This is a genomic window from Cupriavidus sp. LA-1 (assembly GCF_055385985.1).
Genome location: NZ_AP031388.1, coordinates 669,729 through 684,677, shown reverse-complemented (window position 1 = coordinate 684,677; position 14,949 = coordinate 669,729). Strand labels below are relative to the sequence as shown.

General features: G+C 66.1%; 10 protein-coding genes. 6 read left to right on the top strand and 4 right to left on the bottom strand.

Features of this window, described 5'->3' with window-relative positions; all coding sequences use genetic code 11:
- Positions 1-97 precede the first annotated feature (97 nt).
- The 4 genes from ACZ5MJ_RS22200 to ACZ5MJ_RS22185 all read left to right on the top strand — a co-directional run bounded on the left by ACZ5MJ_RS22200 (position 98) and on the right by ACZ5MJ_RS22185 (position 6,638).
- A complete protein-coding gene (locus ACZ5MJ_RS22200) occupies positions 98-1,285 on the top strand; it encodes an acyl-CoA dehydrogenase family protein (RefSeq protein ID WP_464225809.1) in 1,188 nt (395 codons plus the stop codon).
- Positions 1,286-1,729: 444 nt separating this feature from the next.
- Positions 1,730-3,652 carry a PrkA family serine protein kinase gene (locus ACZ5MJ_RS22195; RefSeq protein WP_464225808.1) on the top strand — a complete coding sequence of 641 codons (1,923 nt, stop codon included), beginning with the start codon at positions 1,730-1,732 and terminating at the stop codon, positions 3,650-3,652.
- 37 nt (positions 3,653-3,689) lie between these two features.
- Positions 3,690-4,952: a YeaH/YhbH family protein gene (locus ACZ5MJ_RS22190; protein WP_464225807.1), complete on the top strand. Its 1,263-nt coding sequence runs from the start codon at positions 3,690-3,692 to the stop codon at positions 4,950-4,952.
- A gap of 132 nt (positions 4,953-5,084) precedes the next feature.
- Positions 5,085-6,638 carry a SpoVR family protein gene (locus ACZ5MJ_RS22185; protein WP_464225805.1) on the top strand — a complete coding sequence of 518 codons (1,554 nt, stop codon included), beginning with the start codon at positions 5,085-5,087 and terminating at the stop codon, positions 6,636-6,638.
- A 30-nt stretch (positions 6,639-6,668) separates the two neighbouring features.
- On the opposite strand, the gene ACZ5MJ_RS22180 is transcribed toward ACZ5MJ_RS22185, so the two are convergent.
- Entirely contained in the window at positions 6,669-7,667 is a 999-nt protein-coding gene (locus ACZ5MJ_RS22180; RefSeq protein ID WP_464225804.1) for an acyl-CoA dehydrogenase family protein, read from the bottom strand.
- A gap of 35 nt (positions 7,668-7,702) precedes the next feature.
- Complete coding sequence (locus tag ACZ5MJ_RS22175) at positions 7,703-8,863, bottom strand: acyl-CoA dehydrogenase family protein (RefSeq protein WP_464225803.1); 1,161 nt, start codon at positions 8,861-8,863, stop codon at positions 7,703-7,705.
- Positions 8,864-9,070: 207 nt separating this feature from the next.
- On the opposite strand from ACZ5MJ_RS22175, the gene ACZ5MJ_RS22170 reads away from it, so the two are divergent.
- Positions 9,071-9,961 carry a LysR family transcriptional regulator gene (locus tag ACZ5MJ_RS22170; RefSeq protein ID WP_464225802.1) on the top strand — a complete coding sequence of 297 codons (891 nt, stop codon included), beginning with the start codon at positions 9,071-9,073 and terminating at the stop codon, positions 9,959-9,961.
- A 21-nt stretch (positions 9,962-9,982) separates the two neighbouring features.
- On the opposite strand, the gene ACZ5MJ_RS22165 is transcribed toward ACZ5MJ_RS22170, so the two are convergent.
- On the bottom strand, positions 9,983-11,182 hold the full coding sequence (locus ACZ5MJ_RS22165; RefSeq protein WP_464225801.1) for a helix-turn-helix transcriptional regulator: 1,200 nt from the start codon (positions 11,180-11,182) through the stop codon (positions 9,983-9,985).
- 369 nt (positions 11,183-11,551) lie between these two features.
- On the bottom strand, positions 11,552-13,873 hold the full coding sequence (locus tag ACZ5MJ_RS22160; RefSeq protein WP_464225800.1) for a mechanosensitive ion channel domain-containing protein: 2,322 nt from the start codon (positions 13,871-13,873) through the stop codon (positions 11,552-11,554).
- A gap of 275 nt (positions 13,874-14,148) precedes the next feature.
- Here ACZ5MJ_RS22160 and ACZ5MJ_RS22155 point away from each other — a divergent pair, with 275 nt between their 5' ends.
- Positions 14,149-14,931, top strand: a complete 783-nt coding sequence (locus tag ACZ5MJ_RS22155; RefSeq protein ID WP_018311842.1) for an SDR family NAD(P)-dependent oxidoreductase — start codon at positions 14,149-14,151, stop codon at positions 14,929-14,931.
- Positions 14,932-14,949: the final 18 nt, after the last annotated feature.

Sequence of the window (14,949 nt, the reverse complement as noted above, 5' to 3'; positions counted from 1 at the left end):
GCAGCGGCCGATTCATTGTTTACCTATATAGGCAGGCGCCGGCAGCAGGTCGCCGCTTGCCTGCTTATTTTCACGTTTACCCTGATATCAACACCCTATGGGATCCCACGACCAGAACGCGGCGCCTGCCGCACGCCAGACCCCCTGGATGACCGAAGACCTGGAGATGTTCCAGGAAACCGTGCGCCGCTTCGTCGAGCGCGAACTAGCCCCCAACGAGGCCCGCTGGGCCGGGCAGGGCTATATCGACCGCGACATGTGGCGCCGCGCCGGCCAGATCGGCCTGCTGTGCGCCAGCATCCCCGAGGAATATGGCGGCGGCGGCGGCACCTTTGCCCACGAGGCCATCATCACCCAGGAAATGTCGCGGGCGGTCTGTACCAGCCTGGGCAACAACGTGCACAGCGGCATCGTGGCACATTACCTGCTCAACTACGGCACCGAGGCGCAGAAGCAGCAATGGCTGCCGCGGATGGCCAGCGGCGAACTGGTGGGCGCCATCGCCATGTCGGAACCTGGCGCCGGTTCCGACCTCAAAGCGATACGCACCCGCGCGGTGCGGGAAAAGACCGAGAACGGGGATTGCTATCGCATAAACGGTGCAAAGACCTTCATTACCAACGGATATCACGCCGACCTGATCTGCGTGGTGGTCAAGACCGATCCTGAAGCCGGTTCGCGCGGCGTGTCACTGGTCATGCTGGAGACGCGCGACCTGCCGGGCTTCCGTCGCGGCCGCATTCTGGAAAAGATCGGGCAGAAGGGCCAGGACACCGCCGAACTCTTCTTCGACGACGTGCTGGTGCCGTGCTCGAACCTGCTCGGCACGCAGGAAGGCCAGGGCTTCTACCAACTCATGCAGCAACTGCCGCAGGAGCGCATGATTATTGCGCTCGGGGTGGTGGCGACCATGCAGCGCGCCATCGAGCTGACCACCGAATACGTGCGCGAGCGCAAGGTGTTCGGCCAGCCGCTGGCCGACTTGCAGAACACACGCTTCAAGCTGGCGGAGTGCAAGACCGTGGCCACCATTGCCGCGACCTTCGTCGACGACTGCATGCTGCGTCTGATGGACGGCAAGCTCGACGCGGCCACCGCGGCCATGGCCAAATGGTGGTGCACCCAACAGAACTGCCAGGTCATCGACGAGTGCCTGCAGTTGCACGGCGGCTACGGCTACATGCTGGAATACCCGATCGCGCGCATGTACGCGAACGCACGCGTGAGCAAGATCTTCGGCGGCTCCAACGAGATCATGAAGGAACTGGTCGCGCGCACGCTCTGAGGGCTGCGAATCAGGGCTCCGCTATCAGCACTGTCCGCGTGCTAGTGCGAGCCAACGCGTAAGAAAATGCGGAAAACCGAAAGCCGGCACCAGTGCCGGCTTTCGTGCCGATGGTTACAAAACCGGTTGTGCACGGATGGCAGGAAAGGTGTAAGGTGTGTCACAAGCATGGTCAATGGCCCGTCGCGCGCGGGGGCGAAGCCGAGCCAAATCAGCCAAAAGCTGACAACGAAATCCGGCAGGAAATGCAGCGGGAAACAAGCGTTGCATCGATGCAAGATTCGTCAACTCGGACTCCACCATCGCCGTTATTTGACTATGATGAAGTAAAGACTTCGCAACATGACAGGTCGCCAGGCCGGGGTGGTGCACCGCGAACGTTGCGCGAAGCCTTTGGGGTAGCACTACCTACGCCTCGGACGTGAACTCTGACGGGAGTGAGGTATGGACATTTTTGGCCATTACGCTACGCGGTTCGAAGCTCGCAAGGAAGAGGAATTCAGCATCCAGGAATACCTGGAGATCTGCAAGAAGGATCCGACTGCCTACGCGACCGCTGCCGAACGCATGCTCGCCGCAATCGGCCAGCCTGAGCTGGTGGACACCCACCACGACCCCAGGCTGTCCCGCCTGTTTTTCAACAAGGTCATCCGCATCTATCCGGCCTTCCGCGATTTCTACGGCATGGAGGACACGATCGAGCAGATCGTCTCGTTCTTCAAGCACGCGGCGCAGGGACTGGAAGAGCGCAAGCAGATCCTGTATCTGCTCGGGCCTCCCGGCGGCGGCAAGTCCTCGCTCGCGGAGAAGCTCAAGGCGTTGATGGAGCAGATCCCCATCTACGCGCTCAAGGGTTCGCCAATCCACGAATCGCCCCTCGGCCTGTTCTCGCCGGAAGAAGACGGCAAGATCCTGGAAGAGGACTACGGTATTCCCCTGCGCTACGTGAATACCATCGCCTCGCCCTGGGCGGTCAAGCGCCTGCATGAGTTCAACGGCGACATCACCAAGTTCCGCGTGGTGAAGCTGCGCCCGTCGGTGCTGTCGCAGATTGCGATCTCCAAGACCGAACCGGGCGACGAGAACAACCAGGACATCTCGTCGCTGGTGGGCAAGGTCGACATCCGCAAGCTCGAGGACTTCCCGCAGGACGATCCTGACGCCTACTCGTATTCCGGCGGCCTGTGCCTGGCCAACCGCGGCCTGCTCGAGTTCGTCGAAATGTTCAAGGCGCCGATCAAGGTGCTGCACCCGCTGCTGACCGCGACGCAGGAAGGCAACTACAAGGGCACCGAAGGCTTTGGCGCGATCCCGTTCGATGGCGTGATCCTCGCGCACTCGAACGAGGCCGAGTGGGTGACCTTCAAGGCCGACAAGAACAACGAGGCTTTCCTCGACCGGATCTACATCGTCAAGGTGCCGTACTGCCTGCGCGTGTCGGACGAGGTGAAGATCTACGACAAGCTCCTGCGCAGCAGTTCGCTGTCGGCCGCGCCATGCGCGCCCAACACGCTGAAGATGATGGCGCAGTTCGCGGTGCTCACGCGCATCAAGGAGCCCGAGAACTCCAACGTCTTCTCGAAGATGCGCGTCTATGACGGTGAAAGCCTGAAGGACGTGGACCCGAAAGCGAAGTCGTACCAGGAATACCGCGACTACGCCGGCATTGACGAAGGCATGAACGGGCTGTCGACGCGCTTTGCGTTCAAGGTGCTGTCCAAGGTCTTCAACTTCGACAATACCGAGGTCGCGGCCAACCCGGTGCACCTGCTCTACGTGCTTGAGCAGCAGATCGAGCGTGAACAGTTTCCGCCGGAGCAGGAAGCGAAGCTGCTGTCCCATATCAAGGAGTACCTGACCACGCCGTTTGTGGAGTTCATCGGCAAGGAAATCCAGACCGCCTACCTGGAGTCTTACTCCGAGTACGGCCAGAACATCTTCGACCGCTATGTGGTGTTTGCCGACCTGTGGATCCAGGACCAGGAGTACCGCGATCCCAACACCGGCGAGATCCTCGACCGCAATGCGCTGAACGACGAGCTCGAGAAAGTGGAAAAACCCGCGGGTATCTCCAACCCGAAGGACTTCCGCAATGAGATCGTCAACTTCGTGCTGCGGGCGCGGGCCAACAACAACGGCAAGAATCCGGTCTGGACCAGCTATGAAAAGCTGCGGATGGTGATCGAGAAGCGCATGTTCTCCACCACGGAGGACCTGCTGCCGGTGATCTCGTTCAATGCCAAGTCTTCACGCGAAGACCAGGACAAGCACGAGAACTTCGTCAACCGCATGGTCGAGAAGGGGTACACGCCCAAGCAAGTGAGACTGTTGGTGGAGTGGTATCTGCGCGTAAGAAAGTCATCGTAACGGCGCCGCGGAACAGGTCTCTCAACGAGGGCAACATATGGCTACGGTCATCGATCGGCGCGAAAACGGCGGCAACAAGAGTGCCGTCAACCAGCAACGTTTCATCAAGCGCTACCGCGAGCAGATACGGCAAGCGGTGGCAAAGGCGGTGTCCGGCCGGAAGATCATGGACATCGAGCAGAGCGGCCAGGTGTCCATTCCGGTCAAGGACATCTCCGAACCGATCTTCCACCACGGCCCGGGCGGGCGGCGCGAGTGGATTCACCCTGGCAACAAGAAGTTCGTCAAGGGCGATTCCTTCGACCGCCAGCAGCAGGGCGGTGGCGGGAGCGGTTCGCGGGCCAGCGACAGCGGCGAAGGCGAGGACGATTTCGTCTTCACGCTGTCGCGCGAGGATTTCCTGAATTTCTTCTTCGAGGACATGGCGCTGCCGGACCTGGCCAAGCGCCACCTCGCCAAGATTGCCGAGGTGCGCAAGGTGCGCGCGGGCTATTCCATCGACGGCACGCCGGCCAACCTGTCGATCCTGCGCACCATGCGCAGCTCGCTGGGGCGGCGCATCGCCTTGTCCAGCCCTTACCAGAAGCGCCTGCGCGAGCTGGAGCTGGACTACAGCGAGGCGCTGGAGAAGGATGGCCCCTATGCCGAAAACACGCTGGAACTGATGGAGAAGATGCGGCACCTGCGTGCCTGCATCGACCGCGTGCCCTTTATCGAGAAGCTAGACCTGCGCTACAACAACCGCATCCTGAAAAAGCGCCCGCAGGCCCAGGCGGTGATGTTCTGCCTGATGGACGTGTCCGGCTCGATGGACGAAAGCCGCAAGGACCTGGCCAAGCGCTTCTTCATGCTGCTGTACCTGTTCCTGAAGCGCAACTACGAGCGCATCGACGTGGTGTTCATTCGCCATCACACGGTGGCCAAGGAGGTCGAAGAGGAAGACTTCTTCCACTCGCGCGAGTCCGGTGGTACCGTGGTGTCCAGTGCGCTGAAGCTGATGGTGGAAGTGATTCAGGACCGCTATCCGCCGAGCCAGTGGAACATCTATTGCGCGCAGGCCTCGGACGGCGATAACTGGGCCGGTGATTCCGAGTTGTGCGGACGCCTGCTGCGCGAGTCGATCCTGCCGCTGGTGCAGTACTTCGCCTATGTGGAAGTGGCGTCCGAGGAACCGCAGAACCTCTGGGAAGAGTACCTGACGGTCAAGGGCCAGTTCGATCATTTTGCGATGCAGCGCATCATTGGCGCGGACGAGATTTACCCGGTGCTGCACGACCTGTTCCAGAAGCGCGCAGCATAGGGCGGCACCGTCCGGGCCTTCCTTGCGGAAGGCTGCAGTGAAGGCAAATGGCGAGGCAATGCGGACCACGCGCGCGGCGATGCCGTGCGCGCCAGTAGGGTCTGGCGCCTTGACCGGGCAAAAGGGGCGAAGATGGCTTATCTCTCCACGGGTTCGGAATGGACCTTCGAGCTGATCAAACGGTATGACCGCGAGATCGCCCGCATCGCCGGCGAATTCGGGCTGGATACCTATCCCAACCAGATCGAGATCATCACCGCGGAGCAGATGCTCGACGCCTATGCGTCGGCGGGGTTGCCGGTCGGCTACAACCACTGGTCCTATGGCAAGCACTTCCTGGCGTCCGAGCGCAGCTACCAGCGCGGACACATGGGGCTGGCCTACGAGATCGTCATCAACTCCAACCCCTGCATCGCCTACCTGATGGAGGAGAACACCATGCCGATGCAGGCGCTGACGATCGCGCACGCCTGCTACGGCCACAACTCCTTCTTCAAGGGCAACTACCTGTTCCGCACCTGGACCAATGCGGACGCCATCGTCGACTACCTGCTGTTTGCGAAGAATTACGTGGCCGAGTGCGAGCAGCGCTACGGCGAACGGGAGGTGGAGCTGCTGCTGGACTCCTGCCACGCCTTGCAGAACTATGGCGTGGACCGCTACAAGCGGCCCAAGAAGCTGTCCATTACCGAAGAGAAGGCGCGCCAGGCCGATCGCGAGAACTATCTGCAGATGCAGGTCAACGACCTGTGGCGCACGCTGCCCAAGCACCGGCCGCACGCGCTGACGTCGGAAGACGAAACGTCGGAGCCGGATATCGTTTTCCCGCCGGAGCCGCAGGAGAACCTGCTGTACTTCATCGAGAAGAACGCGCCCAAGCTGGCGTCTTGGCAGCGCGAGATCGTGCGCATCGTGCGCAAGATCGCGCAGTACTTCTATCCGCAGCGCCAGACCAAGGTCATGAATGAAGGCTGGGCCACGTTCTGGCACTACACCATCATCAACCGGCTGTACGAGGAAAAGCTGGTCAACGACGCCTTCATGATGGAGCTGCTGCAGGCCCACACCAACGTGATCTACCAGCCGCCGTACCACAGTCCCTACTACAGCGGCATGAATCCCTACACGGTGGGCTTCCTGATGTTCCAGGACCTGCGCCGCATGTGCGAAAACCCGACCGATGAGGACTACCGCTGGGCACCGGAATTCGCCGGCACCGACTGGCACAAGACGCTGGACTTTGCCATGCGCAACTTCAAGGACGAGAGCTTCCTGCTGCAGTTCCTGTCGCCGCGCGTGATCCGCGAGCTGAAGCTGTTCTCGGTGCTCGACGACGACCGCGAAGGCAAGCTGCGCGTCACCGCGATCCATGACGACGAGGGCTACCGCGGCATTCGCCAGCTGATGGCGGCGCAGTACGACCTGTCCAGCATGGAGCCCAATATCCAGGTCACCAATGTCGACGTGGGTGGCGACCGCTCGCTGACGCTGCGCCACCTGCAGAATGACCGCCGGCCGCTGGCGCACAACTTCGACGAGGTGATCCGGCACGTGACCCGGCTGTGGGGCTTCACCGTGCGGCTCGAGGTGGCCTACGAAGACGGCCGCACCGAGCTCAAGTACGAATGCAAGCCTGAACGGCGCCACCGCCGCCCGCTCGGCGGCGGCCTCAGCCTGGCCGCCTGAGCCGGCAAGCGCGGGGTCAGGCCCCGCCGCTCAGGCGGCGGGCGCGGGCTCGCACCAGGCGCGCACCAGTTCCACCGCGTTGCGGCCGGGGCTGGTGCACACCGCCTCGCCCAGCAGGCGGCTCCACCAGCGCTCCGACCCGTCCGCCACGCGCCATGCATGCAGCCGGCGCGTATAGAGCTGCAGGTCGTACTCCTCCGTAATCCCGATGGCGCCGTGCACGGCGTGGGCGATGGCGGCCACCGGCGTGACCGCGTCGCTGGCGCGCAGCTTGCCGATGGCCGCGCGCAGCCGGTCGGGTGTACCGGTGCCGCTGTCGCAGGCCAGCTGTGCCGCCACGCGTGCCGCGGCGACATGCTCGGCCATCTCGCTGACCTGGTGCTGGATCGCCTGGAACTTGCCGATGGCGCGGCCGAACTGCTGGCGGTCGTTGGCGTACTGCAGCGTCATGTCGAGCACGTGCGACAGCGCGCCGGCCAGTTGCGCCGCGTGCAGGCAGGCGCCCTGCGTGCGCAGGGTGCCCACGGGCAATGCAAACGTCGCCGCGGCCGAAGCGTCGGGGCGCCCCACGCGCAGGGTCAGGTCGCTGTGCGCACCAGTGGCTTCGGCGCGGGCCTCGGCGGCAGGCAGCAGCAGGCAGCGTTCGCCGTCCTGCAGCAGGAACCACTGCGCATGGCGCGCATCGGCAACCAGCGCCGCGCTGGCGCCGTCTTCAAAGCCGGCAAGCGCAATCGGGCCGTCAGGCAGGGCGATGCCGTTGGTCTGCAGCAGTGCGCGCGCAAAAATGGTCTGCGCCAGCGGCAGTGGCAGGGCATGCCGGCCAGTGACAAACAGCACCGGCGCCAGGTCGCGCAGCGGCAGCGCGGCGCCGCCGGCGGATTCTGGCAGCAGGCAATCGGCAAAGCCGCTTTCCAGCAGTGCTTGCCACAGTGGCTGCGGATCGGCCTGCTGTTCCAGCGCACGCACGGTGGCGGGCGGGCAGCAGTCGCACAGCAGGGCGTCGAGGGCGTCGGAGTAGGCGTTATGCATGGGGAATCTCGTTCAGGATGGCTGTCGGCGCAGGTTCAACGCAGGCCAAGCCCGCGCGCGATCATGCCGCGCAGGATTTCACGGGTGCCGCCGCGCAGCGAGTACGACGGCGCGATCTGCGTGACGTAGGCCAGGGTGCGGTACAGGGCCCCATCGGCCGCCAGCGCGGGTTCGTCGCCGAGCGCGGCTTCCACCAGTGCCGGAATCGACTGCTCGAAGGTGGTGCCCAGGTCCTTCACCAGCGCGGCCTCCACCACCGGGCTTGCGCCGGCGGCCAGCCGCGACGTGACCGCCAGCGACATGGCGCGCAGCACCGCCAGGTGGCCGGCGAGCCGGCCCGCGGTCACCGTGTCGCGCCGCGCGGGCGGCAGCCGGCGCATGGCGTCGAGCCAGGTGTCGAGCAGCACCACGCTGGAATACAGGCGCTCCGGGCCGCTGCGCTCGAAGGCCAGCTCGGCGTTGACCTGCTCCCAGCCGCTGCCTTCCTGGCCGACCAGCGCATCCGGGGCCAGCGCCACGTCGTCGAAAGTGACTTCCGAGAAGTGCGCGTCGCCCGCCAGGTCATGGATCGGCCGCACCGTGACGCCGGGCGCTTGCAGGTCGACGATGAACTGCGACAGCCCGGCCTGCCGGTCCTGCGGCGTGCCCGAGGTGCGCACCAGCGCGATCATGTAGTGGCAGCGGTCGGCATTGGTGGTCCAGATCTTGCGGCCGTTCAGGCGCCAGCCGCCGTCGGGCTGGCGCACCGCGCGCGTGGCCACGCTGGCCAGGTCCGAGCCGGAGTTGGGCTCGCTCATGCCGATGCAGAAGAACGCCTCGCCGCGGCTGATCGCGGGCAGGTAGCGCGCCTTCTGCGCGTCGTTGCCGTAGCGCAGGATCAGCGGGCCGCTCTGGCGGTCGGCAATCCAGTGCGCCGACACCGGTGCGCCGCAGGCCAGCAGCTCTTCGACCAGCACGAAACGCGAAAACGGATCCAGCCCCGCGCCGCCGAACTGCGCCGGCAGCGTGATGCCGACCCAGCCGCGCGCGGCCAGCGCCCGGCTGAAGCCGGCATCGAATCCCATCCAAGAGCGGGCGCGCGTTTCGGGTGGCAGCACCGGCAGGTGTTCATCGAGAAAGGCCCGTACCTCGCCGCGGAATGCAACGGCGTGCGGCGGCAAGGAGGTCAGGCCAAAGGTGGAAAGCAATGCAGTCAAGGTGAAATCCTGTAGCGAGAAATTGCGATGCGTGAGTCCCGGCATGGCCAGCCCGGTGCCCTGGACATCGTCTGCAGGATGAAGCCGTCAATCAGCGGGCAGGTCAGCGCCGCCGGCGCCGTACTGTGGGCACAGGGTAGATCAGCGGGCGCTGCTGGTCTAATATTAGTTTTTTAGAAATCGATATCCACTGGATATTAGCGACACATGGACTTCCGCCAGCTGCAGCAGTTCGTCGCCCTGGCCGAGACGGGCAACTTCCACCGCGCCGCCGAACGCCTGCACATGGCGCAGCCGCCGCTCTCCATTTCCATCCGCAAGCTGGAGGACCAGCTCGGCACGGCGCTGTTCGTGCGCACCTCGCGCGGGGTGCGGCTGACGCAGGCGGGCGAGGCGGCGCTGCACGATGCGCGCCGCGCGCTGTTCCATGCGCAGCAGGCACGGGCCGCGGCGATTGCGGCCGGGCAGGGCGAGCGCGGTGCGCTGCGCATCGGATTTATCGGTTCGGCCACCTATGCGCTGCTGCCCAAGCTGATCCCGGCGTTTCGCGCGGCGCATCCCGGCATCGAGCTGATCCTGCATGAATCCACCACCGCCGCGATCCTGGACCGCCTGGAAAAGCACCAGATCGATGCAGGCCTGGTGCGCTTCCCGGTCCTGAGCAGCGGCGGCTATGCGCTGACGCCGCTGGAGAACGATGTCTTTGTGGCGGCGGTGCCGGCCGACAGCCCGCTGGCGCGCGAGGACGCCATCCCGCTGCGCGCGCTGGCGGACGAGCCCTTCATCCTGTATCCGGCGGCGCAGGTGCCCAACCTGCATGCGGTGGCGATGATGCTGTGCCAGCAGGCGGGCTTCGTGCCGCGCGTCACGCAGGAGGCGGTGCAGGTGCAGACCCAGGTCAGCCTGGTGGAAAGCGGCCTTGGCGTGGCGCTGGTGCCGAGCGTGGCGGCGCGCTACGCCAACCGGCGCGTGCGCTTCCTGCCGCTGTCGAGCCCGCGGCCGGCGGGGCGCATCGGGATTGCGCTGGCGGCGCGGCCCGATGACGGTGATCGGCAGGTGCAGCGCTTCCTGGCGGCTGCGCAGGCAGCGGTGAAGTGACCGGAGGCGGGAGCCGCCGCTTCAGGCGACGCGCGGGCGCCGTGCGCGCGGCTGGATCGCGGAGGTCACGCTGGCGCGCTCCAGGTTCACGCCCGGCAGCAGGTGCAGCAGCCGCACCAGCTCGGACTGGCGATGGGTGCCGGTCTTGCGCAGCGTGTCGCGGATATGCACGCGCACGGTGTGGGGCGACAGGAACTCGCGCGCGGCAATTTCGTTGAGGGTTTCGCCGGCGGCCAGGCGGATGGCGATGATGCTCTCCTTGCGCGACAGCCCGAACAGCGAGGTCAGCACGCTCGCATCCAGCACCGAGCGCGATTCCGAATTGCCCAGCAGCAGCATCGCCGCCGGCAGCTGCCACGGGCCTTCCACTGGCTGACGAGACACCAGCGGCGTGACGATGATCGGCACCGGCTGCCCGCCGGAGGTGATATGCATCCACGAGCCGGACGCGGCCTCGGCGCCGCGGCCCCGCATGGCGCCGTCGAGCAGCGTGCGCAGCACCGTCTGCAGCGTGTCGCTGTGGGCGCGCAGCACGCCATCCTGCAGCGACAGGTGGCTGTCGGCCTGCACCAGCGCCTCGGCCCAGCTGTTGGCATAGCGCACGCGCAGGTCGGCCTGCAGCACCATCACGCCGAAGTCCAGGGTATCGAGCCCGGCCAGGCCCAGGCTGGCCAGCCCGCTCAGTTCAAAGTTGCGCTGCTGCATGCGTGCGGCGCGCACCCAGTGCGGCATGACGTGGGCAAGGCGCCGCTCGCGCTGGCCCACGCTGAGATGGCCCGCGTTGGTGCCGCTCATCAGCACGCAGACTTCGGCGTTTTCGATCAGGCGGATGCCTTGTTCCAGATCGCTGCAGGCCAGCGCGGCCGTGGCCGCATCCGCGCTGCGGCCATCGTGTGCGGCCGCAAGCTCGGCCGCCACGCCGTCGCAGGACAGCACGGGCGCACTGCGGGGGGCACCGCAAGTGCCTGGGTGTGGGAGGTCGAGCGGTGCGGGAAGACAGTCGGGCAGGCTGGCGCCGCTGGTGAAGCAGCCGTGCGGGGTCACGCCAAGGCGGGCATGGCCGGCCAGCTTGTCCCAGATCAGGTAGCGCGGGCTGCCGGTGAAGGTGTACCGGGAAAAGAGGTCAAGGGCGGCGGGCATTGCCGCGACGTCCATGGCGGACTCATAGATAGAGTCGACCAGACGATGGAAGTCCTCGTCTGTGGTCGGGTGTTCGCCCATGTTCAGATCCCCCCGGTGGCAAACGCCTTTTGCTCTGTGCCACGGCAAGTGGCTACATCCCTTTGTGTTATCGGTTCCGTTCTGGCGTTCTGTAGATGCGCCGATACGGATTTTGTCAGCAGCGCGATTGTTCCATCACGTTTGCCGTCCCCAATCATGCCAAACAATGTTGTCTGATTTATCCCCCGCGTCGTGGGGGGAAATACCGATTGTGCGGCGTAACTCCCCGCCAGGCCTGGCCGGGCGGGCTTATGCCGCGGTGCGATGGCAATACGCTGGAGGAAAGCTTCAAGATTTTCAGCGCTGAAAATTGTGCGCGACGTTTCACATGTGCCATAGACAGTCGTGGCATGGAGAGGGGTAGTGCGATCACTGCTGTGCCTGGGTTGGTGTTACCTGTTCCACCCCCTCCAGTTTTGCCACCCCGCCATCCACCTGGATCGTCAGGCTCGGCGATGCCATGCGAATACCATTGGCGTCGAAATTGCGCTTGAGCCGGACGTTGAACGCGCGCGTGATTTCGGCCTGCGTGAGCGGGCGGGTCTTGAACTGCGCCATCACCACGGGCCCGTTCGGGTCGAAGCGGTCCAGGCCCAGAATGTCCAGCCCCGACATCAGGTTGCGCGCGTAGCGGTGCTCGCGCGACAGTTCGGCCCCGGTGGTGCGGATCAGTTCCAGCGCCCGGTCCAGGTCGCTCTGGTAGGTGATGCCGATATTGAACACCGCGTAGCCGTAGCCGCGCGACAGGTTCTTGACCGCCTTGATCTGGCTGTACGGCAGCGTGTGCAGCGCGCCGCGGCCGTCGCGCAGCTTGACGGTGCGGATGGTCATGGCTTCGACCACACCGGCGTGGTCGGGCAGTTCGATCGAATCGCCGATGGCGATGGAATCCTCGATCACGATGAACAGCCCGGTAATCAGGTCCTGCACCAGGCTTTGCGCGCCGAAGCCGATGGCCAGCCCGACCACGCCCGCGCCCGCCAGCAGCGGCGTCACGTTGACGCCCAGATTGGCCAGCACCGCGATCACGGTGATGACCAGCAGGCCGATGAACGAAGCGTTGCGCACCAGCGGCAGGATGGTCTTGGCCCGCAGGCTCGGCTGCGCGCCGCGCCCGTGCGCCGGCGACAGTGACTGCGTGATGGCCGTGTCGATCAGCAGCCAGACCAGCCAGGCGAGCAGCACGGTGCTGATGACGCTGAAGATGGTTTCGGTCAGGTGGCGGCCGGCGGCCGACGACTCGGCCAGCCGCACCAGCGAGGAGCCCCAGACGCGCATGACCATTTCCAGGAAGACCGCCCAGATCAGCACGCGCACCAGCGCCAGCGCAAAGCGCCCGAAGCGCTGCAGGTAGGCCGAGCGGCGGCGGTCGCGGATGCGCGGCGCGCGCGCGTTGGCCTTGGGTGAGTGCCGCGCCACCATCGTCAGCAGCAGCGCGGCGACGAACAGCGCCACCGATGCCACCGTGCGGCGCAGGAAGATATCGGCATGGCCGGTGGCCAGGACGGTGCCGATCACCGATGCCACCACCACCGCCAGCACCGGCAGGTGCCAGGCCTGGCCGGCCAGCCGCAGCAGGTCGGTCAGGGCGGGGTGCGCCTGGCGGAAGGCCAGCGGCCGCTGGCCGATCAGCTGGCCGATCTGGCGCCGGAAGCACAGCGCGAACGCGCCGATCCCCAGGGCCGCGGCAATGTTGGCCAGGGTGGCGATCAATGCGGACAGGTTGTTGCCGAGTACGGCAATCACGCGGCCGTCGGTGGCGCCGTCTCCCAGCGCCGCCAGTGCGCCGGTGCAGAACAGCAGCCATGGTGAGTGGGCCAGCAGTTGCCGCACCGCCAGTTGCCGGTGCGCGGTGCGGAACAGCGTGAAGATGACCTGGCAGACCGCGGCCGCGATCGCGCCTGCCACGATCGCGTAGGCCACCAGCACCGCGGCGACGCTGGCCGGCGATTGGGCGAAGTCCTGGCGGGCCATCAGCAAGGTCAGCCCGAACGCGACCACCCAGGGCCCGATATGGCGCAGCATGAAGACGCCGACGTCGACCCACGACGGCAGTTCGGGCAGCTTGCCGCGTTCGGCACGCGTGGGCTTGATGCCACGGCGGCGCCGGATGCGATGGCCGATCTCCCACAACGCGCCGCCGCTGGCTGCCCAGACCGCCAGCACCAGCGCGAATTCACGCAGCGAGGTCAGTTCCGTGCGCGTGCCGTTGCGGGTGAGCGCGGCGCGCCATTCCTCGCCCGCGAAGCGCATGCGCCAGCCCCAGTACCGCCACGGACCGCTGTCCTTGCGCAGTTGCGTATCGACCTGGTCCAGCACTTCAGCAACGGCACCGATCAGGCCGGGCGCGGAGGCGCCGCCGGGGGCCGCAGCGGCGGAGGCGGGCGCCGCCCCGGAAGCGCCCAGCCCCTGGCGCATGGCCTGCAGCTGGCCCACCAGGGCGCGCCGCGCGCGATCGTCCTGCAGCGTGGCGATAACCTGGTCCAGCGACTGCGCCAGCGGCACGCTGGCGGCTGGTGCGCTGGCCGGCGCGGCGGGCTTTTCCGCCTGGGTCAACAGCGCGGCGAGGGAGCCGGCCGGGGCGGCGCGCGCCGGGATGGCGCACAGCAGCGTCAGCAGGCCGGCCAGCAAGGCCAGTGCCGCTGCCAGGGCCGCATGCCGGCGGGGGGCGTCATATTCGGGTTTGCGCATGGCTGGTAATCGTCTGCCGGCGCCGGGTGGCGCCGGAATGGCCATTGATCGCGTCACTGTAGCGCATCGGTCGCGCGGGGTGCCGGAGTGCGCCGCTGGCCGCCTGCTGAGCGCCCCTGAGCGCATTCGTCGCTTCGGACGATGCGTTGCCAGCGCCGATCCCCGAATCTCGAACCCACTCCGGTACAGGCGTTTTTTGCGCCTGCCGGCTTCATCAAACCGCGGGGCCGCGCTGCACCGGCCCGGCCAGGAACAAGAGACAAAGGAAAGACGGCATGGAACTCAATGCATCGGTATCGGCAGTGGTGACGGGTGGCGCTTCGGGCCTGGGCGCGGCAACGGCGCGTGCGCTGGCGGCGCAGGGCGTGCGCGTGGCGCTGTTCGACCTGAACGTGGAAAAGGGCGAGGCGCTCGCGCGTGAACTGGGCGGCGTGTTCTGCCAGGTCAACGTCACCTCCGAGGCCGAGGTCGAGGCCGGCTTTGCCAAGGCGCGCGCCGCCATCGGCCAGGAACGCATCCTGGTCAACTGCGCCGGCACGGGCAACGCCATCAAGACCGCCTCGCGTTCCAAGGAGGCGCCGGACCAGATCAAGCATTTCCCGTCCGATGCCTTCGAGCGCATCATCCAGATCAACCTGATCGGCACCTTCCGCTGCATCGCGCGCTCGGCCGCGGGCATGCTGACGCTGGACACCGCCGGCGGCGAGCGCGGCGTGATCATCAACACCGCGTCGGTGGCGGCGCAGGACGGCCAGATGGGCCAGGCCGCGTACTCGGCATCGAAGGCCGGCGTGGTCGGCATGACGCTGCCGATCGCGCGCGACCTGGCGGGCGAAGGCATCCGCGTCAACACCATCCTGCCGGGCATCTTCAATACGCCGCTGCTGCAGGGCGCGGCCGAGAACGTCAAGGCCGCGCTGGCCGCCTCGGTGCCGTTCCCCAAGCGCCTGGGGCAGCCGGAAGAATTTGCCTCGCTGGCCGTCGAGATGTGCCGCAACGGCTATTTCAACGGCGAGTCGGTGCGCCTGGACGGCGCCATCCGCATGGCACCGCGCTGAACATCGCGAAGTCGTTCG

Coding starts and splice junctions, on each gene's coding strand:
- ACZ5MJ_RS22200 (WP_464225809.1), top strand. CDS start 98: ATGGGATCCCACGACCAGAACGCGGCGCCTGCCGCACGCCAGACCCCC.
- ACZ5MJ_RS22195 (WP_464225808.1), top strand. CDS start 1,730: ATGGACATTTTTGGCCATTACGCTACGCGGTTCGAAGCTCGCAAGGAA.
- ACZ5MJ_RS22190 (WP_464225807.1), top strand. CDS start 3,690: ATGGCTACGGTCATCGATCGGCGCGAAAACGGCGGCAACAAGAGTGCC.
- ACZ5MJ_RS22185 (WP_464225805.1), top strand. CDS start 5,085: ATGGCTTATCTCTCCACGGGTTCGGAATGGACCTTCGAGCTGATCAAA.
- ACZ5MJ_RS22180 (WP_464225804.1), bottom strand. CDS start 7,667: ATGCATAACGCCTACTCCGACGCCCTCGACGCCCTGCTGTGCGACTGC.
- ACZ5MJ_RS22170 (WP_464225802.1), top strand. CDS start 9,071: ATGGACTTCCGCCAGCTGCAGCAGTTCGTCGCCCTGGCCGAGACGGGC.
- ACZ5MJ_RS22165 (WP_464225801.1), bottom strand. CDS start 11,182: ATGGGCGAACACCCGACCACAGACGAGGACTTCCATCGTCTGGTCGAC.
- ACZ5MJ_RS22160 (WP_464225800.1), bottom strand. CDS start 13,873: ATGCGCAAACCCGAATATGACGCCCCCCGCCGGCATGCGGCCCTGGCA.
- ACZ5MJ_RS22155 (WP_018311842.1), top strand. CDS start 14,149: ATGGAACTCAATGCATCGGTATCGGCAGTGGTGACGGGTGGCGCTTCG.